The organism is Geomonas diazotrophica, from assembly GCF_018919385.1.
Classification (GTDB): Bacteria; Desulfobacterota; Desulfuromonadia; order Geobacterales; family Geobacteraceae; genus Geomonas; species Geomonas diazotrophica.
On record NZ_JAHLMF010000011.1, the window covers coordinates 58292 to 80804 of the forward strand.

A 22513-nucleotide genomic window follows, 5' to 3' on the forward strand; every position below is an offset into this window, starting at 1 on the left:
GAAACGAACCGATTTTTGTCTTTTTGAATTCAACACGCGGGCGGGGAGTGCGAGCCTGGTCGGCGGATCAAAACGGCCGTTCCACAAAAGAGCAAATGTTCCATTGTGGAACGTCGCAACTGTTCGATTTGAGGACGCAACTTTGGAGGGGGCTAGCCGGGAGGTAAACAGAGCGATCGTTAAGTATACGGTATCTTGTGAATATTATTCAGTATCCCGAAAAATTGTGTTTACGGCAAATTCTGGTACGCCCCTTGCGATAGTGTAGAAAACCGTTTTAGGAAAGTGTATGCAACACCGCACCACCTTCTTAAAAACAAAAAGAACCGGGTCATCCCGGAAAAACAACAGGGGGAAATGAAAATGGCATTAGGAGAGCAGACTTACGGTTTCTTCATTCCGACGGTATCGCTGATGGGCGTTGGTTCCGCTAAGGAAACCGGCGAGCAGGTCAAGGCACTGGGCGCATCCAAGGCGCTGATCGTCACCGACAAAGGCCTCTCGGCCATGGGCGTTGCCGACAAGATCAAGGAGCAGGTGGAAGCTGCCGGCGTTAAAGCTGTCATCTTCGACGGCGCCGAGCCGAACCCGACCGACATCAACGTGCACGACGGCGTGAAGGCATACCAGGAAAACGGTTGCGACGCGATCATCTCCCTGGGCGGCGGCTCCTCCCACGACTGTGGTAAGGGCATCGGCCTGGTCATCGGCAACGGCGGCCACATCCGCGACTTCGAAGGCGTGAACAAGTCCACCAAATCCATGCCGGCATTCGTCGCTATCAACACCACCGCCGGTACCGCTTCCGAAATGACCCGCTTCTGCATCATCACCAACACCGACACCCACGTAAAGATGGCCATCGTCGACTGGCGCTGCACTCCGAACATCGCCATCAACGACCCGCTGCTCATGGTCGGCAAGCCGGCAGCTCTGACCGCTGCCACCGGCATGGACGCCCTGACCCACGCGGTTGAGGCATACGTCTCCACCATCGCCACCCCGATCACCGACGCCTGTGCCATCAAAGCCATCGAGCTGATCGCCGAGTACCTCTCCAAGGCTGTCGCCAACGGCGAAGACCTCGAGGCACGCGACAGGATGGCTTACGCCGAGTACCTGGCCGGCATGGCGTTCAACAACGCGTCGCTTGGCTACGTTCACTCCATGGCTCACCAGCTGGGCGGCTTCTACAACCTGCCGCACGGCGTCTGCAACGCCATCCTGCTGCCGGCCGTCAGCCAGTACAACCTGATCGCCTGCCCGAAGCGTTTCGCTGACATCGCCAAGGCTCTGGGCGAGAACGTCGACGGCCTCTCCGTGACCGAAGCCGGCCAGAAAGCGATCGACAGGATCCGCACCCTCTCCGCTTCCATCGGCATCCCGACCGGCCTCAAGGCCCTCAATGTCAAGGAAGAGGACCTGGCCATCATGGCAGAGAACGCAAAGAAGGACGCTTGCCAGTTCACCAACCCGCGCAAAGCGACCCTCGAGCAGGTCATCCAGATCTTCAAGGACGCAATGTAGTAGGCACTTGCCCCAACGTCCCTCCCCCCTTGCGGGGGGGGGACAGGGTGAGGGGGAAGGCGCCACCGGCATCACTGATGGCACCCACCCCTCCAGGGGGAGCCAAAAGATCGCCTGCTGGCGGTCCGGCGGCAGATACCTGAACACCTGTAGGGGCGAATACTCATTCGCCCCGCTTCAAACCGCCTGCGGGCCCAACCGGCGCGCAGGCCCGAACACATGCAAGAGATGCGTAAGCGGTGTCGGGTCAGTCACGCATCAAAAAATCTCCGAGCCGTCGCAGCCTAAAAGGGCACGTCCCTCATGGCTCCAGGCCAACGGGTTTCGCTGGAAACGGCGGAGCCTCCCTCTTGGAAAGGAGTCCCGGCCGTCGGGTACCGCCGGTAGAACTAAATAAAAACAGGGAGCTTGAAAAGCATGGATAAGATTTTTCGCGTCAACATGACCGACCTCACCACCAAGATCGAAGAAGTCCCGGCAGCATGGGCAGGCCTGGGTGGCCGTGGTCTCACCTCCACCATCGTGGCCGCCGAAGTGCCGCCGACCTGCCACGCGCTTTCCGCCGATAACAAGCTGGTCTTCGCACCGGGTCTTCTGACCGGCACCCCGGCTGCCAACTCCGGCCGCCTCTCCGCAGGCGCCAAGAGCCCGCTCACCGGCGGCATCAAGGAGAGCAACGCAGGCGGCACCGCGGCCCAGATGCTGGCCAAACTCGGCATCAAGGCCCTGATCATCGAAGGCGCTCCGAAAACCGGCGCATGGTACAACCTGGCCGTGGGCGTAAACGGCGTCACCATCAGCGAGGAGAAGGAACTGCTCGGTCTTGGTAACTTCGCCGTCATCGACGCGGTCGAGGCGCGCCTGGGCAAGAAAACCGGCGTTCTCACCATCGGCCCGGCCGGCGAACTGAAGATGACCGCCGCCAACATCTCCGTCAAGGACCCGGACAGCAAGATCCGCAGCCACGGCCGTGGCGGCCTGGGCGCAGTCATGGGCTCCAAGCAGATCAAGTTCATCTCCATCGACGGCGAAGGCGCCCCGGGCGTGAAGATCGCCGATCCCGAGAAATTCAAGGGCGCAGCCAAGGTGTTCGCCAAGGCGCTCCTCGACCACCCGGTTTCCGGCGAGGGCCTGCCGACCTACGGCACCAACGTCCTGGTCAACATCCTCAACGAGGCCGGCGGCCTGCCGACCAAGAACTTCACCGTCGGCCAGTTCGAAGGCCACGACAAGATCTCCGGCGAGACCATGCACGACACCATCGCGGCGCGCGGCGGGAAGGTCAAGCACGGCTGCCACGCCGGCTGCATCATCCAGTGCTCGCAGGTCTACAACGACAAGGACGGCAAGTACGTCACCTCCGGTTTCGAGTACGAGACCATCTGGGGCCTGGGCGCCGACTGCTGCATCGACAACCTGGACGACATCGCCCGCGCCGACAACCTGATGGACGACATCGGGATCGACTCCATCGAGACCGCGGTCATGTTCGGCGTGGCCATGGAGGCCGGCATCCTTAACTGGGGCGACTCCAAGGAGATGCTCCGCCTGCTGACCGAGGAAATCGCCAAGGGGACCGCGCTGGGCCGCGTCCTGGGCGGCGGCGCCGGTTCTGTCGGCCGCACCTACGGCGTAACCCGCGTACCGGTGGTCAAGAACCAGGGCATCCCGGCCTACGATCCGCGCTCCGTCAAGGGGATCGGCATCACCTACGCCACCTCCACCATGGGCGCCGACCACACCTCCGGCTACACCATCGCCACCAACATCCTGAACGTCGGCGGCTACGTCGATCCGCTCAAGAAGGACGGCCAGGTCGAGCTCTCCCGTAACCTGCAGATCGCTACCGCAGCGGTCGACTCGACCGGTATGTGCATCTTCGTCGCCTTCCCGGCGCTGGACATCCCGGAGTGCCTGCCGGCCCTGATCGACATGATCAACGCCCGCTTCGGCATCGCCCTCACCGGCGACGACGTCACCAACCTGGGCAAGCACATCCTGAAACTGGAGCGTGACTTCAACCAGAAAGCCGGCCTCACCAGCGTCCACGACCGCCTGCCGGACTTCTTCAAGACCGAGCCGGTCGCACCGCACAACGCGGTGTGGGACTTCACCGATGCGGAAATCGACGAGTTCTGGAACTTCTAGGAACCACCATTACCCGGCGTGACGGAAGTCACGCCGGGTTTTTCCGTTTGAGCCAACAAGCAGGTGCCGCATGAAGATAACACTCAAGCTTTTCGCCACGTTCAGAAACGGCAGGTTCAAGGTCGCCGAGCAGGAATTACCCGAGGGGACCGACGTGCGCCAAGTAGTGCTGGGGCTGGGACTCACCGAGGAAGAGATCGGCATCGTGATGCTGAACGGCCGGCACGGTGAACTCGACAGCACGTTGAGCCACGGCGATACCCTCTCGCTCTTTCCCTTGGTCGGAGGAGGCTGATATGCGCAAGGTCATCACTTTCCTGAAAGAGCAGACCAAGGACGGCCTGCTCCCCTGGAGTGCCCAGGACGCAACCGCAAAGCGCTTCAGCCTGAGCCACGCCGCGGTCGAACTGCTCGCCCTGCAAAACGGGATCTTCCCGGCCCGCTACCAGCGCAACAAGAACATGATCCAGATCGAGGAGCAGCTGCGCCTGTTCCAAAGCCGCGTTGCGGTGATCGGCTGCGGCGGCCTGGGCGGCTACATCCTGGAAGAGCTGGCGCGCCTGGGGGTGGGACAGATCGTAGCCATCGACCCGGACATCTTCGAGGAACACAACCTGAACCGGCAGATCCTCTCCTCCCCTGCCAACCTGGGACAGCCCAAGGTGGCGGCAGCGGCCGAGCGGCTGGCACAGGTCAATCCCGCCGTCACAGTCACCGCCATCCAGGACGCCTTCTGCCTGGCCAACGGTTTCGAACTGCTGGCGGGAACGCACGTGGCGGTTGATGCCCTGGACAGCATCTCGTATCGGCTGCAGCTGGCCGAATTCTGCAACCTGGCCGGCATCCCCATGGTGCACGGCGCCATCGGCGGCTGGTACGGCCACGTCGCCTCCCAGTTCCCCGGCGAGACCACCGTGCAGCAGATCTACCGCCACTGGGTCGCCGGCAAGGGAATCGAACAGCAACTCGGCAACCCCGCATTCACCCCGGCCGTCGTGGCAAGCCTCGAGGTAGCTGAGGTCTGCAAGATTCTCCTCGGCAAGGGTGAACCGCTCCGAAACCGCAAGCTCTCCATCGACCTGCTGGAAATGGAGATGCAGGAAATCTCCTACGCTCCGGCCCCGGTCACCCTGGTGGACGCCGCCTGACAGTCCCGCTTCCCTCCTCGCCGTCAGGGCCTTCGTCCGCCGCGGACTCACGTCCTCAGGCGGAATGGGGACTGGGGTAAGGGATACGCTTCAAAGCGGCAACGCTGCCGCTAAAAAAACAAGCGACGCCGTCGACGACGCCGCATAGAGCACTGAGGTGCATCATGCCAAGCTTTGAAGAAGCGCGAGGCATCATACTGGCCCACGTCGCCCCGCTGGGAGAAGAAAACGTACCGCTGTCCGACGCCCTGGGGCGCGTGGTGAGCAGGGACATCATCGCCCCGTGGGACCTGCCGCAGTACGACAATTCGGCCATGGACGGCTATGCCGTACACGCCGCCGACTGCACCTCGGTCCCCACCCGACTCATGATTACCGGCTTCCTCCCGGCCGGCGGCGAGGAATGCCCCGCCGTGACCGTCGGTTGCGCGGTGCGGATCATGACCGGCGCCCCCATCCCCCCCGGTTGCAACGCCGTGGTCCCGATCGAGGAAACAGAACAGGCTGGGGACCAGGTTGTCATCAACCAGAAGGTGCTCCCCAAACAGCACGTCCGGATCAAGGGAAGCGACGTCGCCTCCGGCACCCAGGTACTCCTGGCCGGCAGCCAGGTCCGTCCCGCCGAGATCGGCATGCTGGCGGCCATGGGGCAGGCGCTGGTGCCGGTGTACCGCAAGGCACGGGTAGCCATCCTCTCCACCGGAGACGAGCTCATCGAGCTGGGCGAGAGCCCGAGGTCCGGCAAGGTGATCAACTCCAACGCCCTGTCGCTCGCCGCCGCTGTGCGCGAGGCGGGGGCGGAACCGGTGCTGCTCGGAATCGCGCGTGACAACCTGGAAAGCCACAGCGACAAGATGCAGGAGGGACTTTGCTGCGACGCCCTGATCACCTCGGCAGGCGTCTCCGCCGGTGACCGCGACCTGGTCCGGGAGGTTGCCGCAAGCCTCGGCGCCGAGGAGCAGTTCTGGAAGATAGGGATGAAGCCGGGCGGCCCCACCGCCTTCTCGGTATGGCAGGGAAAGCCGATCTTCTCGCTCCCCGGCAACCCGGTATCGACCATGGTGACCTTCGAGCTGTTGGTGAAGCCCGCCCTTCTGAAGATGATGGGACACAAAAGGGTGCTTCCCCCCTTCGTGAAGGGGATACTCGCCGAGGACGCCCACAAAAAACCCGGCAAGCTGCACTTCATCAGGGTGACGGTCAAGAAACGGCATGGCAGGCACGTCGCCTATTGCGCCGGCGAGCAACACACCGCCATCCTGAGCACCATGACCAGGTGCGATGCCCTGGCCGCCCTCCCCTGTGACGCCACCTTCATCCCGGCCGGGAGTGAAGTGGACTTGGCGCTGTTGAGGGAGGTGGACCTTTTGAGCGAGGCTGAAGTCGGCATAAGGTGCTGTGCCTGAAGCAGAACCAAAGCTGAACGGGTGATAATAATAATTAATTTGGTATATTTTCCTTCCCGAATATGCGATAAAGCGGATGGTAGGATTCGGGAGGTGAAATATGCAAGAGATGTTGATTTTAGGTGGGATCGTTGTGGGGTGGATCGTGTTGCAGCGCTTCATCCTGCCCCGCATGGGGATCGAGACTTGAATGTCTCCCGCATGCTCCGGGGACCGGGGTAAGAAGAAGGAAGAAGAGAAAGAGCAGGAAGGATAAGAAAGGGCGCCGCTAAAAGCAGGCGCCCTTTCTTTTTGTTGTGATGATATTTCCCCTCGCACCAACCGTAGGGGCGAATAATCATTCGCCCCCCTTACCGCACCTGCGCCTCTTTCACCATCGGCAGAGGTCGGGGCACCGACGGCTGGGCAAATAATTATTTGCCCCTACAAGGCCGTCACCTCATTCGCCCCCGCTGCGGTTGATGCCGGCAATGCCGCCACGTAGAACGTTGAACGTCCGTTGCCTTTTAATACCTGTAATGCTCCGACTTGTACGGTCCTTCCTTCTTGACGCCGATGTAGGCGGCCTGGGCGTCGGTCAGCTCGGTGAGCATGGCGCCGAGGGTCTTCAGCTGCAGGCGCGCCACCTTCTCGTCCAGCTCCTTCGGAAGGATGTAGACGCCGACGGGATATTTGCCCGGGTTGCAGAAGATCTCCATCTGCGCCAGGGTCTGGTTGGCGAAGGAGGAGGACATGACGTAGGAGGGGTGGCCGGTGGCGCAGCCCAGGTTCACCAGGCGCCCTTCGGCGAGGAGGATGATGCGCTTGCCGTCCGGGAAGATGACGTGGTCGACCTGCGGCTTGATGTTTTCCCACTTGTACTGCTTGAGCTTGGCCACCTCGATCTCGTTGTCGAAATGCCCGATGTTGCAGACGATGGCGTTGTGCTTCATCGCCTTCATGTGGTCGTGGGTGATGACGTCGATGTTGCCGGTGGTGGTGACAAAGATGTCGGCCTTGTCGGCCGCCCACTCCATGGTGACCACCTTGTACCCTTCCATGGCCGCCTGCAGCGCGCAGATCGGGTCGACCTCGGTGACCCAGACCTGGGCCTGCAGCCCGCGCATCGCCTGGGCGCAACCCTTGCCCACGTCGCCGTAACCGCAGATGACCGCCACCTTGCCGGCCACCATGACGTCGGTGGCGCGCTTGATGCCGTCCATGAGGGACTCGCGGCAGCCGTAGATGTTGTCGAACTTGGACTTGGTGACCGAGTCGTTCACGTTGATGGCCGGGAACTTCAGGGTGCCCTTCTCGTACATCTGGTACAGGCGGTGCACACCGGTGGTGGTCTCCTCGGTGACACCCTTGATGCAGGCCGCGGTCTTGGAGTACCAGCCAGGCTGCTCGGCAAGGCGCTTCTTGATGGCCGCGAACAGGAACTGCTCCTCCTCGCAGGTCGGGTTGGCGATCACGGAAGGATCCTTCTCAGCGTCGCTCCCCAGGTGCAGCAGCAGGGTGGCGTCGCCGCCGTCGTCGAGGATCATGTTCGGGGATCCGCCGTCGTGCCATTCGAAGATCTTGTGGGTGTAGTCCCAGTATTCGGCCAGCGTCTCACCCTTGTGCGCGAAGACCGGGATGCCTGCGGCGGCGATGGCCGCGGCGGCGTGGTCCTGGGTGGAGAAAATGTTGCAGGAGGCCCAGCGCACCTCGGCGCCCAGCGCGGTCAGCGTCTCGATGAGCATGGCGGTCTGGATGGTCATGTGCAGCGAGCCGGCGATGCGCGCCCCCTTGAGCGGCTGGGCGGCGGCGTACTCCTCGCGGATCGCCATGAGCCCCGGCATCTCGGTTTCTGCGATGATCATCTCCTTGCGGCCCCAATCGGCCAGCGACATATCCTTTACGATGTAGTCCTTGGTCACGTTACTTCTCCTTTCGATGGATTAGCTTCTGCGCTTCGTTTTGTACTTAGAGACTCCCCTCGCCCTCCGGGAGAAGGGCAGGGGTGAGGGAGCTGCAATCTGCACCATCCGTTGCAAGAATGCCCTCACCCGCCCTATCGGGAACCCTCCCCAAGGGAGAGGGGTTACTGTTTCACCGCCCTCACCAGCAGCACGTCCTCGGCACCGTTTGCGGCGGCGACACGCTGCACGGCGATCTCGGAAAGCCCGGCCCCTGCCAGCCATGCCTTGAGCTCCTCCTCCTCGAAGCCCAGCCACTGGTCGGCCAACTGCTCCCGGGCCCACTCGCGCTCATGGCGCGCCAGATCGGCCAACACCACGATTCCCTGCGGCTGGAGCACCCGCGCCATCTCCGCCAGCACCGCCTGCGGGTCGGGGGCATGATGCAGCACCATGTTGGCTATCACGCACCCCACGCCCCCATTTGCGATGGGAAGATGGGTCATCTCTCCGAGCCGGAGTTCGGCTCCCGGGACACCGTCCTGGACCAGGCGCCGCCGCGCCTCCACCAGCATGGCAGGGGAATGATCGACACCGATCACCTGCTTTGCCTTGCGGGCCAGTTCAGCCATCAGGGTCCCGGTGCCAACGCCGATCTCCAGCAGCACGGGGACCTCGGGAACCAGCGCGAGCAGCCCCTCCTGGTACTCCGGCACCGGCAGCAGGGTACGCGACAGTTCGTCCCACTGGGCGGCGTGCCGGTCGAAGAATTCGAGGCTCCGCTTGCGGCGTGCCTCCAGCGCCTGCGCCACGGCGGCAAGATCGTTGCGGCGTTCGGGAAGCTGTTCCAGCGCGCGTTCAAACTCGGGTCTTATGGCGCTGAAAAATGGGTTCTGTTCCCCTGCGCGGTAGTAGCTCCAAGTCCCCTGGCGCTTCACCGATAGCACACCCGCCTCCGCCAAAATCTTCAGGTGCCGGGAGATGCGCGACTGCCCCATCCCCATGATCTGGGTCAGTTCCTGGACGGTGAGTTCCGACTTGAGCAGCAGGGCCACCAGGCGTAGCCGGCACGGATCGGCCAGCGCTTTGAAAAGTTCCAGCATAGGGTATATCAACCTTGGCGATTATCTTAAATCAAGTTTTCTTGATATACCACGACGCACTGCTGCTGGCAAGGCGAAAACCATATTATTTACCGCTCATTGGCCGGACGACTCCGCCGATGGGGTTTGCCCCCCTCGCCCGCCGGGAGAGGGGTCGGGGGTGAGGGGCGCCGCAAGGCAAGGGCGCAGGAGGCGCCATCGCCCTCACCCGCCCTTCGGGCACCCTCTCCCAGGGGGAGAGGGGACGCTCCGACCTGTCGGCGTTTCAGATTCGTTTTTCCTCAGGGCTCCCCCTCGATGGCCATGGTTTGGTTGGCGTTAAACGAAAAATCCCCCTGCAGCGCGAAGCTACAGGGGGATTGTCGACATTTCGGTGTAGGTTCCGTCAGGCGGCCTGGTCCTCGGCGACGGCGGCTACCTCGGCGAAGAGCTCGTCGAAGATCTCCTGGACCGTCTCCATGCGGGTTGCTTTCCAGGCGTTGGTACCGCAGAAGATGAGGCCCGAGTCGACCTCGCCGCGCTGGGCGCGGTCCAGCGACTTGACGATGCAGAAACGTTCGCCGCTCTCCTTGAAGGAGCACTTCTTGAGACAGCCATACGAGCAGGCCGAGGCGTGGTCGCGGTCGTAGGCCATGATCCCTTCCTGGTTGGTGAGGATGGCGCGGCCGGGCAAGCCGGCGGGGCTCATGATCAGGCCGATGTCCTCTTTCTTGCAGTCGAGGTAGGCCTGCTTGAAGGCATCCTCGGCATCGCACTCGACGGTGGTGACGAAACGGCTGGCCATCTGCACCCCATCGGCCCCTTCGGCCAAGGCGTGGAGCAGGTCGGCGCGGTCCCAGATGCCGCCGGCCGCGATGATCGGGATGTCCAGGCCGTACTCGCTGAGGAAGAACGCCTTAACGCCGCGCACGGTCTCGTACTGGTCGTATTCACCGGTGCCGATGTTCTCCATCTTCTCGCCCAGGTGTCCGCCGGCGGTGTCCGGGTCCTCGACGACGACGGCATCAGGGAGACGGTTGTAGGCCTTGTCCCACTTCTTGGCGATCAACTGGGCGGCACGTACGGAAGAGACGATGGGAACCAGCGCCACATCAGGCGCGTGTGCGGTCAGCCCGGGAAGGGTCATGGGCAGCCCGGCGCCGCAGACCAAGACCTTGGCTCCCGCCTCGACGGAAGCCGCCACCAGTTCCTCGAAGTCGGAAAGTGCGACCATGACGTTGACACCGATGATGCCGTCCGGGGCTATCTCGTAGGCTTTGCGGATCTCTTCTTTCAAGGCCAGACAGTTGCTTTTCAGGTAGTTCTTGCCGTTGAAAAACTCGCTATTCAAGGTTATGCCGGGGGATGCCACCAGCCCGACCCCGCCGCACTTGGCGACGTGCCCTGCCAGAGATCCTGCGGAGATCCTGACCCCCATGCCGCCCTGGATCAGCGGGTAACGTGCCTCGTGTTTGCCAATGCGCAACGGTTTGAACATATGCTCCTCCTGACTGTCTGACTGCACCGTAAACACATTAACAGAGAACCTCAAATTCTTTTGTAATAGTACTGTAAAACAAAGGAGCCTCTCCCCCCACAGATACCCCTTGCAAAAAGCCGGCAGCGATGCTACCAGTGGGGCATGAAAATGAACCGGAAACTGTCCAACCCGTTGATTGCACTGATAGGGATCCAGCTGATCTGGGTGGTGATGGTCATCTCCTGGATCTACTGGTTCATCGGCAGGAGCAAAGAGTTCCGCAACCTGGCCTTGCGCTACAAACCGGAACTGCTGACCCAGGGGATGGAGTGGATCGTCCTGGTCGAGGGGCTCCTGATGGCGATCGCCATCCTGGCCGGTGTCTATATCATCTTTCTCTACTGGCGCCGCCAGGCCAAGCTCTACCTCCAGCAGCGCAGCTACATCTCCCAGTTGACCCACGAACTCAAGTCGCCGCTCGCCTCCATCCAGTTGCACCTGGAGACGGTGAAGATGAGGGACCTCCCCAAGGAAAAGCTGGACGGTTTCATCGACACCATGCTCGCCGATACCGAACGACTCAACGTGCTGACCAGCAACCTGCTCATGGCGACCAGGATCGAATTCCGCCAACTGAGCGACAAGGCGAAGAAGATCGACTTCTCCGAGTTCGTCACCAACTACCTGCAGGGCAAGAGCAGCGACCTCCCCGAGGGAGGAAAGCTCACCCTGGAAGTGGAACCCAACATCAACGCCACCATCGACGTCGAAGGAATGGAGATGGCACTCAGGAACCTCTTCGAGAATGCGCTGCTCTACTCGCCGGTTTCCCCGGAGATCAGGGTTTCGCTCAAGCGCAGCGTAAGCGGCAGGCAGTGCCTGATCGAGTTCCAGGACAACGGCAAGGGGCTCAAGAAGAACGAACTGGAGAAGATCTTCGACATGTTCTACCGGGTGCGCACCCCCGGTGAGAACATCAGGGGGACCGGCCTGGGGCTCTATATCGTGAGGTCCGTGGTGAACGCCCACGGCGGCAAGATCTCGGTCGAGAGCCCGGGGCTCGGCAAAGGCTGCACCTTCCACATCACCCTGCCACTTCATGGCAGGCAGCAAAGAGGTTAGGCATGTCCGGCGAAAAACCGCACATACTGCTTGTCGAGGACGAGATGCACCTCGCGCGCGGCATCACCTTCAACCTGGAACAGGAAGGTTACCTTGTGAGCCACGTGGAGAGCGGCGAGGAGGCGCTCGAGAAGGTCACCATGGAGAAGTTTGACCTGATCATCCTGGACGTTATGCTCCCCGGCATCGGCGGTTTCGATGTTTGCCAGCAGATCCGGGGGCTCGATTCGAGGGTGCCGGTGCTGATGCTCACCGCGCGCTCCGCCGAGAGCGACCGGATCTCGGGACTCGCCGCCGGCGCCGACGATTACCTGGTCAAACCATTCAACCTGAAGGAGTTCCTGCTAAGGGTTTCCGGGATGCTGCGGCGCAGCGCCTGGTATCGGCCGGAGCCGGTGGAGGAAGGGTACCGCTTCGGGGACAACGAGGTGTTCCTGCTTTCCTACCGGGCCAGGACCAGGCAGGGGGAGATCGATCTCACCGACCTCGAAGTGCGCATGCTGTCGCTGTTCTTCCATCGTGAAGGGGAAGCCATACCGCGCGGCGAGATCCTGGAAAACGTCTGGGGATATGCCACCGACGCCGAGACCAGGACCCTGGACAACTTCATCGTGCGGCTCAGGAAGTATTTCGAGCCCGAGCCCTCGCGTCCCGTGTTCTTCCAGACCGTGCGCGGCGTGGGGTATCGGTTCAGCAGGAAGAGCTAGAAACCGTTCTACGTTCTATGTTCCACGTTCTAAGTTGAACAACAAACAGTCGTCTCTAAAGCAAAAGGCCCTCCGGAATCCGGAAGGCCTTTTGCTTTTTAAACGTAGAACGTAGAACTTAGAACCTGTTTTATTGAACCGGTTTTAGAGTCCCGCCTTCTCCCTGATGAGGGCGGCCTTGTCGGTGCGCTCCCAGGTGAACTCGGGGAGCTCGCGGCCGAAGTGGCCGTAGGCTGCGGTCTTCTTGTAGATCGGACGCAGCAGGTCGAGCTGCTCGATGATGGCACGCGGACGGAGGTCGAACACCTCGCGCACGATCTCGGAGATGCGCTTGCTCGGGATCTTCCCGGTGCCGTTGCAGTCAACCATGACGGAAACCGGCTCGGCGACGCCGATGGCGTAGGCCACCTGCACTTCGCAACGCTCGCAGACGCCGGAAGCCACCAGGTTCTTGGCGACGTAGCGCCCCATGTAGGCTGCGGAACGGTCCACCTTGGAGGGGTCTTTGCCCGAGAACGCGCCGCCGCCGTGGGCGCCGTGCCCGCCGTAGCTGTCCACGATGATCTTGCGGCCGGTGAGACCGCAGTCGCCCATCGGACCGCCGATGACGAAACGGCCGGTCGGGTTGATCAGGAACTTGGTGTTGGCGTCCATCAGGTTGGCCGGGATGATCTTCTTGACGACCTCCTCGATGATCCCTTCCTTGATCATCTCGTAAGAGACCTCGGGGGAGTGCTGCGAGGAGATGACCACGGTGTCGACGTGAACCGGCTTGTCATCGATGTACTGGATGGAAACCTGGGACTTGGAGTCCGGACGGAGGAAGTCGAGCACGCCGGTCTTCCTGACGTCAGCAAGCCTGGAAACCAGCTTGTGCGCCATGAGGATCGACATAGGCATCAGCTCAGGGGTCTCGTTGCAGGCGAAGCCGAACATGAGCCCCTGGTCGCCGGCGCCCTGCTCCTTGAACATCCCCTCGCCTTCGGTGACGCCCTGGGCGATGTCGGGGGACTGCTTGTCGATGGAGGTGAGCACCGCGCAGGTCTCCCAGTCGAAGCCCATGGCGGAATCGTTGTAGCCTATCTCGCGGATGGTCTCGCGGACGATCTTTGGGTAGTCGATTATAGCGTTGGTGGTGATTTCACCGGCGATGACCGCCATACCGGTGGTCACCAGCGTTTCACAGGCCACGCGAGACTTGGGATCCTGGGCCAGGATCGCATCGAGGATCGCGTCGGATACCTGGTCGGCAACCTTGTCCGGATGCCCTTCCGAAACAGACTCGGACGTAAAGATAAAGTCCTTCATTTCCATAAGGTAAAACCCCCTAACGAAGTGTATAGCAGGTAGCTGTAAAGCTTGCAGATTGTATAGTTGGCGATTACCTTTGTCAATAATTGAATGCGACCAATATCAATCAGTTCCACCGCCCCGCACCCCGATACCAGACAACGTCGCTTATAATTAGTTGATTCCAACAAAACTCCCGATACAATCTTTTCCGTTGAGCCTGGCTGGCGCTGATTGCCCTATTCATACGTCACCTTTGGCAGAATCGATGCTTCCGGAGGAGGATCAGATGAGAGTGCTTTGGCTGGCGATGCTGTGTCTGCTCCTTGGGGCTTGCGGCGGTGGCTCCGGCTCGAACGGCGCCTCCGGGGACGACGGCAGCGTGCTGACACCGGAGCCCGCGGCCGGTACGGCGCGCCTCACCGTCGGCACGCTGGGACCTGCCGCTGATTCGGTCTTTTATGCCGCGCAATTCACCCTGCACCTCCCCGCTGGAGTCTCGCTCCCGACCGCTGACGGCAGCAGTCTGCTCCCTGACGGGATGCTGGCCCCTGCCGTCAGCGGCAGTTACGCCGGTGCCAGCTTCCTGCAGCCCGCCGGAGCGGGATCGGGCCCGCTGCTGCTGGTGAACGTGGCCCATCCCGGCGGGCTCACCGTCGGCCCCCTGGCGACCCTCACCTGCCAGGTCGCCGCGGGCGCGCCCCCCACGGCCGACGCCTTCACGCTGGAGAGCTTTTCCGCACGCGACGGCAACGGCGTCGTCATCCCCGGAATCACCGCGAGATTGACCCTGCAGACGCAATGAGCGGCTGACGGATTTCCGCCAGCCGCTCACCTCTTCGTCTTCCCCCCGTGGGGGAGCCCGTTCCTTCCCTACTCGGCCAGCTTGAGGGAGTTGATGAAGACCGGCTCCACCGGCACGTCCTGGTGGCCTGCCTTGTTGCCGGTTTTCACTTCGCGAATGGCGTCGACCACATCCATCCCCTCGATCACCTGCCCGAAAACTGCATAGCCGAAACGATCCGGGGTCTTGCCGGCGTGGTCGAGGAACGCGTTGTCCACGACGTTGATGAAGAACTGGGAGGTGGCGCTGTCGACTACGGAGGTACGGGCCATGGCCAGGGTGCCACGCACGTTCTTCAGGCCGTTGGTGGCCTCGTTCTTGATGGCGAACTTGGTCTTCTTAGGCTGCATGTTCTCGTCCAGCCCGCCTCCCTGGACCATGAAGCTCTTGATCACGCGGTGGAAGATGGTGCCGTCGTAGTAGGCGTCTTTCACGTAGGAAAGGAAGTTGCGCACGGAGATGGGAGCCTTGTCCTTGAAGAGCTCGATCTTAACGGTGCCCATCGAGGTCTCCATGACGACTACGGGATTTTTTTCTTCAGTCATTATGTTGCTCCTTTATAGTGGTTTGATACATCTATTACGGGTTGCAGCGGTCTTGAATACCATACAACGGGCTGCCTGGGAAGTTTTTACTGGTTGGAGCGCTGTAGCTACGGTATCATGTACAGTCAGTGATTGTACCAGAACCAGTCTTGCAATGCAGCTTACGGCATTAAAATATTCACAGGAGCGGTCCGAATGAAACTCTCAACCATCACACTCTTGGCGGCACTGACACTCTCACTTTTCACCAGCGCGCTGCCCGCAGCGGCCGTAGATGACCTGCAGCAGGTCGCCAAGGTCGGCGACCCGGCTCCCAACTTCAGGCTGGACGCGTGGGTCGGCACCACCGCCGGCAAGGAGTTCAAGCAGATCTCCCTCGACGACTACCGCGGCAAGTGGGTGCTCCTCTTCTTCTACCCCATGGACTTCACCTTCGTCTGCCCCACCGAGATCAAGGGGTTCAACCAGGCGCTCCCCGAGTTCGAGAAACTGAACACCGTGGTCCTCGGCGCCTCGACCGACAGCAAGTACTCCCACCTGGCCTGGGTGCAGCGCGGCGACCTGGGCAACCTGCAGTACCCCCTGCTTTCCGATATCAAGAAGGAGGTCGCGCAGAAGTACGGCTGCCTGGACGATAAGGAAGGCGTCGCCCTGCGCGCCCTGTTCATCATCGACCCGGACGGCGTGCTCCAGTACCAGGTGGTGCACAACCTCGACGTGGGCAGGAGCGTGGAGGAGACCCTGCGCGTCCTCGAGGCGCTGCAGACCGGCTCGCTCTGCCCCCTGGGGTGGAAGCCGGGCCAGAAGACCCTTGGCAAGCCCCACCCCTAGCCCTCTCCGACGGGGGCGGGCTCCCGCCCCCTACCCCATCATGGCCCTCATCTTGGCGAAGAAACCCTCTGCGCTCTTCTCCGCCTCCTCCGGCGCCACTTCCTTGGCCACCCCGCTTTGCTGCACGTTCAGCACCGTGGCCGGGATCTCCTCCAGAAAGCGCGAGGGGACCCGCTCCTCGAGCTTGCCGTACTTCTTCCGGAAAAGCGTGCGCGTCATCACCAGCTGCTGCCGCGCGCGCGTGATGCCGACGTAGCACAGGCGGCGCTCCTCGTCGATGCTGTCATCCTCGTAGATCGCCCTTCTGTGGGGCAGGATCTCGTCCTCCATCCCCACCAGGAACACGAAGGGGAACTCGAGCCCCTTGCTGGAGTGCAGCGACATGAGCGTCACCGCGTCCTTGCCGTGGTCCTTCTTGTCCTTGCCCGAGAAGCGGTCTTCGTCCATGAGCGACACCTTCTCGATGAAACCGCCCAGGGTCGCCTGCGGCACCCGCTCCTCGTAGGCCGCCATGGAGTTGATGATCTGCTCCACGTTCTCCACCTTGCGGCGCGCGGCCTTTTGGTCGTCGATGGTGCGGTAGATCTCCTCTTCTATCTTCAGTGTCTCGAAGAGGGTCTTCCCCTTCTCGGCCAGCCCCCCTTCCGCCCGGAAGGAGTCGGCGGCTTCGAGCAGCGTCTGGTGAAAGCCGAGCACCTTGTCCCTGATCGCATCCGAGATCCCCTCGATCTCCCCCACCCGGCTGAACGCCTCAAAAAGCGGGATCTCCTTTTCCAGCGACCACTGGTTGATGCGGATCACGGTGCTGTCGCCGATGCCGCGCCTGGGGAAGTTGACGATGCGCAGGAGCGCCACCTCGTCCAACGGGTTGGCGAGCACCTTCAGGTAGGAGAGGGAGTCCTTGACCTCCTTCCTTTCGAAGAACTGGGTCCCCCCCACCAGCACGTAGGGGATGTCCTCGAAGCGGAGCTGCTCCTCGAAGGCGCGGCTCTGGGCGTTGGTGCGGTACAGGATGGCGAAGTCGCTGTAGGGGATGTCCTTCTTGAAGCGCTCCAGCTGGATCCGCTCCACCACGCTGGTCGCCTCCTCCTCGTCGTCCTGCACGATGCAGAGGTCGATGAGCGCCCCCTGCCCCGAGGCGGTCCAGAGGCGCTTGGCCTTTCTCACCTTGTTGTTGCCGATCACGCTGTTGGCGGCTTCGAGGATGTTCCCGGTGGAGCGGTAGTTCTGCTCCAGCTTTATGGTGCGGCACCCCTTGAAATCCTTCTCGAAGTCGAGGATGTTGCCGACGTCTGCGCCGCGCCAGCCGTAGATGGACTGGTCGTCGTCCCCCACCACGCAGAGGTTGTTGCAGCCGGCGGCCAGGAGGTTCACCAGGAGGTACTGGGAGGAGTTGGTGTCCTGGTACTCGTCCACCATGATGTAGCTGAAGCGCTCCTGCCAGTGTTTGAGAACCGGCGGGTGGTGCTGCAAAAGTTCCGCCGTCAGCATGATGATGTCGTCGAAGTCGATGGCGTTGAACGCCTTCAGCGCGGACTGGTAGCGCGGGTAGACCAGCGCGGCCATCATGTCCACGTCGTCGAGCGGGTTCGGTGCATAGCGGTCGGGAGGGATCAGCTTGTTCTTGGCGCCGGAGATGCGCCAAATGATGCTCTCCGCGTCGTATTTCTTGCTGTCGGTGTTCACCTCGCGCACGATCTGGCGCACCAGCCCCACCTGGTCGGCCGTGGAGTAGATGGAGAAGTTCTTCTTGTACCCGAGCCGCTCGATGTCCCTCTTCAAGACCCGGACGCCCAGGGAGTGGAAGGTGGAAAGCACGATCCCCTTGGATTCCTTGCGCCCCACCAGGTGCTCCACCCGCTCCTTCATCTCCTTCGCCGCCTTGTTGGTGAAGGTCACGGCGAGGATGCGGTCCGGCGGCACCAGCTTGTTCAGGACCAGGTGCGCGATGCGGTAGGTGATCACCCCGGTCTTGCCGGACCCGGCGCCGGCAAGCACCAGCAGGGCCCCTTCCGTATGCTTCACGGCGGCGAGTTGTTCGGGATTGAGACGGGACAGGTCGAGCATGAAATCCTCATGAAGCGGATACTTACGCCAGAGCGGCGGCGCGTGTTTTTCCGCTGCGGGCCAAAAAAGAGCCGCCACCGGAAAGGTGCGGCCGGATATTGTTACCAGAAGCAAAAGGGCAATGCAAGGCGCTATATCCATGCCAGTTCCAAACTGCCGCGCGGTGTGATATAAAGCACCGTTCAAGACAAACCGCCACGAGGTTCACCATGGAAGCACAAGCCGCCGCCCAGCGCATCGCCTGGCTCTCGAAGGAGATCGAGCGCCACAACCGCCTTTACTACGAGCAGGACATGCCGGAGGTCACGGACGCCGAATACGACGCGCTGTTCCGCGAACTCCAGGGGCTGGAAAAAGAATTCCCGGAACTCGCCCTCCCCGATTCTCCCACCGGAAGGGTCGGCGGCCGGCCGCTCGCGAAATTCACCCAGGTGCGCCACAGCATGCCGATGCTCTCCCTGGAGAACGCCTTCACCGAAGAGGACATGGTCGACTTCGACGACCGGGTGAAGCGCTTTCTGGGGCTTGCCGCCGACACCTCGATTCCCTACGTCTGCGAGCCCAAGATGGACGGCGTCGCCGTGGAGCTCGTCTACCGCGAGGGGCTTCTGGCCATCGGCTCCACCCGGGGCGACGGCGTCGTGGGCGAGGACGTGACCCAGAACCTGAAGACCATCAAGGACGTGCCGCTGCGGCTGGAAACGATGGAGCCGCCGGAGCTCCTCACCGTGCGCGGCGAGGTCTATCTCCCCCTCGCTCCCTTTCGCAAGTTCAACCAGGAGCGGGAGGAGGCGGGCGAGGCACCCTTTGCCAATCCCCGCAACGCGGCGGCAGGCTCCCTGCGTCAGCTCGACTCACGGATCACCGCCAAGCGTCCCTTGAGCATCTTCTGCTACGCGCCCGGCGAGTTGGGCGGGGTGGAATTCTCGTCACAGAGCCATTTCCTCAGGACGATCCCCGAGTGGCGCCTGCCGGTGAACCCGCTGACCCGCGTGGTGAACGGCATAGCGGAGATGCTCGCCTACTACCAGGAGATGATGGAAAAGCGTGACGATCTTCCCTACGAGATCGACGGGGTGGTGGTGAAGGTGGATTCCTTCCAGATGCAAAGGGAGTTGGGGGAGAAAAGCCGCTCTCCGCGCTGGGCCATCGCCTGGAAGTTCCCTCCGCGCCAGGCGACCACCATCGTGGAGAAGATCTTCCACTCGGTCGGGCGCACCGGGGTGATCACGCCGGTCGCCTTCCTGAAGCCGGTGAACGTGTCCGGCGTCATGGTATCACGCGCCACGCTGCACAACTGGGAAGAGCTGGAGAGAAAGGACATCCGCGAGGGGGACACCGTCGTGGTCGAGCGTGCCGGCGACGTCATCCCGGCCGTGGTGCAGGCCCTCCTCGACCAGCGTCCGGAGGGTGCGGTCAAGCCGCAGGTGCCGGAGTGCTGCCCGGTCTGCGGCGGCGAAGTCGTGCGCCTGCCGGACGAGGTGGCGGTGCGCTGCGTGGGTCTTGCCTGCCCGGCGCAGCTTTTGGAGCGGGTGAAGCACTTCGCCTCCCGGCGCGCCATGGACATCGAGGGGCTGGGCGACAAGTTCATCGAGCAGCTTTTGAGCCTGAAGCTGATCCATGACGTGGCCGACATCTACTCGCTCAAGGAAGAAGACTTCATGCGGTTCGAGCGCATGGGGAAAAAGCTCGCGGAGAACCTGCTGAACGCGATCCAGGCGAGCAAGGAGCGCGACCTGTCGCGGCTCATCTTCGCGCTCGGTATCAGGCACGTCGGCGAGCACACCGCGAAGCTTCTGGCCGGCGCCTTCGGCAGCATCGAGAACCTGGCGCAGGCGAGCGAGGAGGAACTGACCAGCATCCGTGAAGTCGGTCCGCAGGTTGCGACCAGCATAGCCGACTTCTTCAGAAACGAAGAGAACCTGAAGGTGCTGGATCGGCTGAAGGAAGCCGGGGTCAGTCCCAAGGTCGAGGAGAAGCGGGTTGGCGGCAGGTTCACCGGCAAGACCTTCGTCTTCACCGGAGCGCTGGAGAAGTTCACCCGCGACGAGGCCAAGAAGATGGTTGAGCAGGAAGGGGCCCACGCCGCCGGGAGCGTCTCGAAGAAGACCGACTACGTGGTAGCCGGCGCCGACGCCGGCAGCAAGCTGGAGAAGGCGCGCCAGTTGGGCGTGCGGGTCTTGACCGAAGAGGAGTTTTTGGAGTTGATGCAGTAGAAGCTGCCGGCAGAAAAACCGGCAACAGATGAGCCTATACGGCAAGGGGCGCGGCAACCGCACGGTTGCCGCGCCTTTTTTGGGTCAGCGGTGGTACTCCGGTCCTTACTTCGCCAGCTTGGCGGTCAGCGCGGGCACGAACTGCATCACGTCGGCCACCACCAAGACGTCGGCTACCTCGCCGATGGGGGCGTCCTTGTCCTTGTTGATGGCCACGATGAAACCCGACTTCTTCATTCCGGCCAGATGCTGAATGGCACCGCTGATGCCACAGGCGACGTAGAGCTTCGGACTCACGGTCTGCCCGGTCACCCCAACCTGCGCCCCCGCCTCCATCCAGCCGCTGTCCACGACCGGGCGGCTCGCCCCAACCTCGCCGCCCAACACCCTGGCGAGTTCGGCGATCACCGGCAGGTTCTCCTTCTTCCCGACACCACGCCCGGCACTGACAATGATCTCCGCCCTGGTCAGGTCGACTCCCTTGCGGACCGCCGCCTCGTACCCCAGGAACTCACTCCTTGCCTCACCTTCCGCCTCCAGCGGCTGCTTCTGCGGCATCCCCCCCGGCACCAGCGCCGGGAAGGCCCCTCCCTGCAGGGTGACAACCACGGGAGCGCCCACCGGCTTCACGACCTGCCTCATCTTTTGACTGCAGCAGGGACGCTCGAAACCTCCCTCCGCCAGGGCAACCACCTCGGACACCTGCGGTGCCTTGAGCAGGGCCGCGACCCGCGGTGCGAGGTCCCAGCCGTAGGAGGTGTGCATGAAGACCACGTAGTCCGGCTTTTCCCGCTCCACCGCCGCCTGCACCAGCAGCTTGTGCAGGTCGGGGTTGTACTCCCCGTACTTGGCTGCGTCGGCCAGGTAGACGGTCCCCCCGTAGCTTGGCAGCGCCCCTTCGTTGCCGACCAGCACCATGGCGGTCTCGGCTCCCAATTGCGAGGCGAAACCGAACAGTTCATAGCTGTGCTCCAGCAGTCTTCCATCCCGGCATTCGCCGACGAGTAACGTTTTCATGGTGCCCCCCTTAACGCAACACGGCCGTCTTGTCCTTGAGTATCCCGATCAGCCGGTCGACCTGGTCCGCAACGTCTCCTTCCAGGACCACCCCGCCCCCCTTCTTGGCCGGAGCCCGGAACTGGGCCATCACCAGTCTGGCATCCTGCTGCAGCAACTGCTCCACGGGGATGACGCTCACCTCTTTCTTCTTCGCCTTCATGATGTTGGGAAGCGTCGGGTAGCGCGGCTGGTTTAGGCCAAGCTGGCAGGTCACCAGGGCCGGGGTCTTGAGCCGTACCGTCCCTTTCACCCCTCCCTCGAGTTCACGCTTCACGGTCACGGTACCGTCGGCGTACTCGAAACCGACCACGGTCGTGGCGCAGGGGTAGCCCAGCATCTCGGCGATGCCCACCCCCACCTGGCTCGAGCCGCGATCCAGGGACTGCATGCCGGTGAAGATGAGATCGAACCCCTCTCCCTTGGCATATGCAGCGATGATCGAGGCGATCTGGAAGGGATCCTTCAGATGGGAGGCCTGGTCCCGCACGTGCACGGCGCGGTCCGCCCCCATGGCAAGCCCCTTCTTGATCGCTTCCACCACGCGGTCCGGGCCCACGCAGAGCAGGGTTATCTCCGGTTCACCCCCCAACTGCTCCTTGAGCAGCACCGCCTGCTCTATGGCGTACTCATCGTACTCGTTGACGCGAAAGGCGAGGTCGGTCTCCGCATACCAGACGCCGTCCGCATCCGGCCGGAAACGCGATTCCATGTCAGGCACCTGCTTGACGCATACCAGGATCTTCATAATGAACCTCCTCCGGCGTTAAGGGCTGCTGCGTGCTTCGACACGCGTCGCCGGGAATGATATCGCTTACTTAGAGAATATAGGAGGAAGCAGAGGTGTCAAATTTTTTCATGAAAAGGCGAGGCCGCGATGGCAGGGGCAAACGCTTTCGCTGAGTTTTTTCGGGAGTTACGGGTGGGCGGCAAGGGAGCTAGAGCCAGTAGGCCAACTCCTCACGGCCGCCCCCCGGCATCCCTTTGTTCTTGAGCCCCAGCTCCAACTCGCACAACAACTGGGTGAGCTGGCGAAAGAGCAGGTTCTTCTCGGCGATATCTTCGGTCTTGTCAAGCCTTGCCAGCAGCTTCAGGTAGTTGGCATAAGCCTCGTCAAAGGTGTCCATACCAGTTCCTCCCGTATTGGCGCCTCGGGCGCAAAAA

Annotated in this window: 19 protein-coding genes and 1 riboswitch; of the genes, 10 read left to right on the plus strand and 9 right to left on the minus strand. The window is 62.2% G+C overall.

Annotated features, from left to right (window positions below; translation table 11 throughout):
* The first annotated feature begins 363 nt into the window (after positions 1-363).
* The 5 genes from KOM00_RS13130 to KOM00_RS13150 all read left to right on the plus strand — a co-directional run bounded on the left by KOM00_RS13130 (position 364) and on the right by KOM00_RS13150 (position 6229).
* Positions 364-1527, plus strand: coding sequence for an iron-containing alcohol dehydrogenase (locus KOM00_RS13130; RefSeq protein WP_216499393.1), 1164 nt, complete (start codon positions 364-366; stop codon positions 1525-1527).
* A 255-nt stretch (positions 1528-1782) separates the two neighbouring features.
* Positions 1783-1904: riboswitch (molybdenum cofactor riboswitch) on the plus strand.
* Between the two features lie 40 nt (positions 1905-1944).
* On the plus strand, positions 1945-3675 hold the full coding sequence (locus KOM00_RS13135; protein ID WP_216499394.1) for an aldehyde ferredoxin oxidoreductase family protein: 1731 nt from the start codon (positions 1945-1947) through the stop codon (positions 3673-3675).
* 70 nt (positions 3676-3745) lie between these two features.
* Positions 3746-3970, plus strand: a complete 225-nt coding sequence (locus KOM00_RS13140) for a MoaD/ThiS family protein (protein ID WP_216499395.1) — start codon at positions 3746-3748, stop codon at positions 3968-3970.
* Position 3971: 1 nt separating this feature from the next.
* Positions 3972-4823 (plus strand): HesA/MoeB/ThiF family protein, encoded by an 852-nt coding sequence (locus tag KOM00_RS13145; RefSeq protein WP_216499396.1) that lies wholly within the window; start codon positions 3972-3974, stop codon positions 4821-4823.
* Positions 4824-4987: 164 nt separating this feature from the next.
* Positions 4988-6229: a molybdopterin molybdotransferase MoeA gene (locus KOM00_RS13150; RefSeq protein ID WP_216499397.1), complete on the plus strand. Its 1242-nt coding sequence runs from the start codon at positions 4988-4990 to the stop codon at positions 6227-6229.
* Between the two features lie 506 nt (positions 6230-6735).
* On the opposite strand, the gene ahcY is transcribed toward KOM00_RS13150, so the two are convergent.
* The 3 genes from ahcY to KOM00_RS13165 all read right to left on the minus strand — a co-directional run bounded on the left by ahcY (position 6736) and on the right by KOM00_RS13165 (position 10689).
* Positions 6736-8130 (minus strand): adenosylhomocysteinase, encoded by a 1395-nt coding sequence (gene ahcY / locus KOM00_RS13155; RefSeq protein WP_216499398.1) that lies wholly within the window; start codon positions 8128-8130, stop codon positions 6736-6738.
* A 164-nt stretch (positions 8131-8294) separates the two neighbouring features.
* On the minus strand, positions 8295-9212 hold the full coding sequence (locus KOM00_RS13160; protein WP_216499399.1) for an ArsR/SmtB family transcription factor: 918 nt from the start codon (positions 9210-9212) through the stop codon (positions 8295-8297).
* A 385-nt stretch (positions 9213-9597) separates the two neighbouring features.
* Entirely contained in the window at positions 9598-10689 is a 1092-nt protein-coding gene (locus KOM00_RS13165) for an NAD(P)H-dependent flavin oxidoreductase (protein ID WP_216499400.1), read from the minus strand.
* A 144-nt stretch (positions 10690-10833) separates the two neighbouring features.
* Between KOM00_RS13165 and KOM00_RS13170 the strand changes: the two genes are divergently transcribed.
* Entirely contained in the window at positions 10834-11793 is a 960-nt protein-coding gene (locus tag KOM00_RS13170; protein ID WP_216499401.1) for a sensor histidine kinase, read from the plus strand.
* A 2-nt stretch (positions 11794-11795) separates the two neighbouring features.
* Positions 11796-12500 (plus strand): response regulator transcription factor, encoded by a 705-nt coding sequence (locus KOM00_RS13175; RefSeq protein ID WP_216499402.1) that lies wholly within the window; start codon positions 11796-11798, stop codon positions 12498-12500.
* A gap of 144 nt (positions 12501-12644) precedes the next feature.
* Here KOM00_RS13175 and metK read toward each other — a convergent pair whose 3' ends face one another.
* Entirely contained in the window at positions 12645-13814 is a 1170-nt protein-coding gene (gene metK / locus KOM00_RS13180) for a methionine adenosyltransferase (RefSeq protein ID WP_216499403.1), read from the minus strand.
* A gap of 265 nt (positions 13815-14079) precedes the next feature.
* Between metK and KOM00_RS13185 the strand changes: the two genes are divergently transcribed.
* Complete coding sequence (locus tag KOM00_RS13185; protein ID WP_216499404.1) at positions 14080-14595, plus strand: hypothetical protein; 516 nt, start codon at positions 14080-14082, stop codon at positions 14593-14595.
* Positions 14596-14663: 68 nt separating this feature from the next.
* On the opposite strand, the gene KOM00_RS13190 is transcribed toward KOM00_RS13185, so the two are convergent.
* Entirely contained in the window at positions 14664-15179 is a 516-nt protein-coding gene (locus KOM00_RS13190; RefSeq protein ID WP_216499405.1) for a peptidylprolyl isomerase, read from the minus strand.
* A 195-nt stretch (positions 15180-15374) separates the two neighbouring features.
* On the opposite strand from KOM00_RS13190, the gene KOM00_RS13195 reads away from it, so the two are divergent.
* On the plus strand, positions 15375-16010 hold the full coding sequence (locus tag KOM00_RS13195; RefSeq protein WP_216499406.1) for a peroxiredoxin: 636 nt from the start codon (positions 15375-15377) through the stop codon (positions 16008-16010).
* A 30-nt stretch (positions 16011-16040) separates the two neighbouring features.
* Here KOM00_RS13195 and KOM00_RS13200 read toward each other — a convergent pair whose 3' ends face one another.
* Entirely contained in the window at positions 16041-18077 is a 2037-nt protein-coding gene (locus KOM00_RS13200) for an ATP-dependent helicase (RefSeq protein WP_216499407.1), read from the minus strand.
* 209 nt (positions 18078-18286) lie between these two features.
* Here KOM00_RS13200 and ligA point away from each other — a divergent pair, with 209 nt between their 5' ends.
* On the plus strand, positions 18287-20293 hold the full coding sequence (gene ligA, locus KOM00_RS13205) for an NAD-dependent DNA ligase LigA (RefSeq protein ID WP_216499408.1): 2007 nt from the start codon (positions 18287-18289) through the stop codon (positions 20291-20293).
* A 105-nt stretch (positions 20294-20398) separates the two neighbouring features.
* Here ligA and KOM00_RS13210 read toward each other — a convergent pair whose 3' ends face one another.
* The 3 genes from KOM00_RS13210 to KOM00_RS13220 form a co-directional block, all read right to left on the minus strand.
* A complete protein-coding gene (locus tag KOM00_RS13210) occupies positions 20399-21310 on the minus strand; it encodes an electron transfer flavoprotein subunit alpha/FixB family protein (protein WP_216499409.1) in 912 nt (303 codons plus the stop codon).
* Positions 21311-21320: 10 nt separating this feature from the next.
* Positions 21321-22097 (minus strand): electron transfer flavoprotein subunit beta/FixA family protein, encoded by a 777-nt coding sequence (locus tag KOM00_RS13215; protein WP_216499410.1) that lies wholly within the window; start codon positions 22095-22097, stop codon positions 21321-21323.
* Between the two features lie 190 nt (positions 22098-22287).
* Positions 22288-22476: a hypothetical protein gene (locus KOM00_RS13220; RefSeq protein ID WP_216499411.1), complete on the minus strand. Its 189-nt coding sequence runs from the start codon at positions 22474-22476 to the stop codon at positions 22288-22290.
* Positions 22477-22513 lie beyond the last annotated feature (37 nt).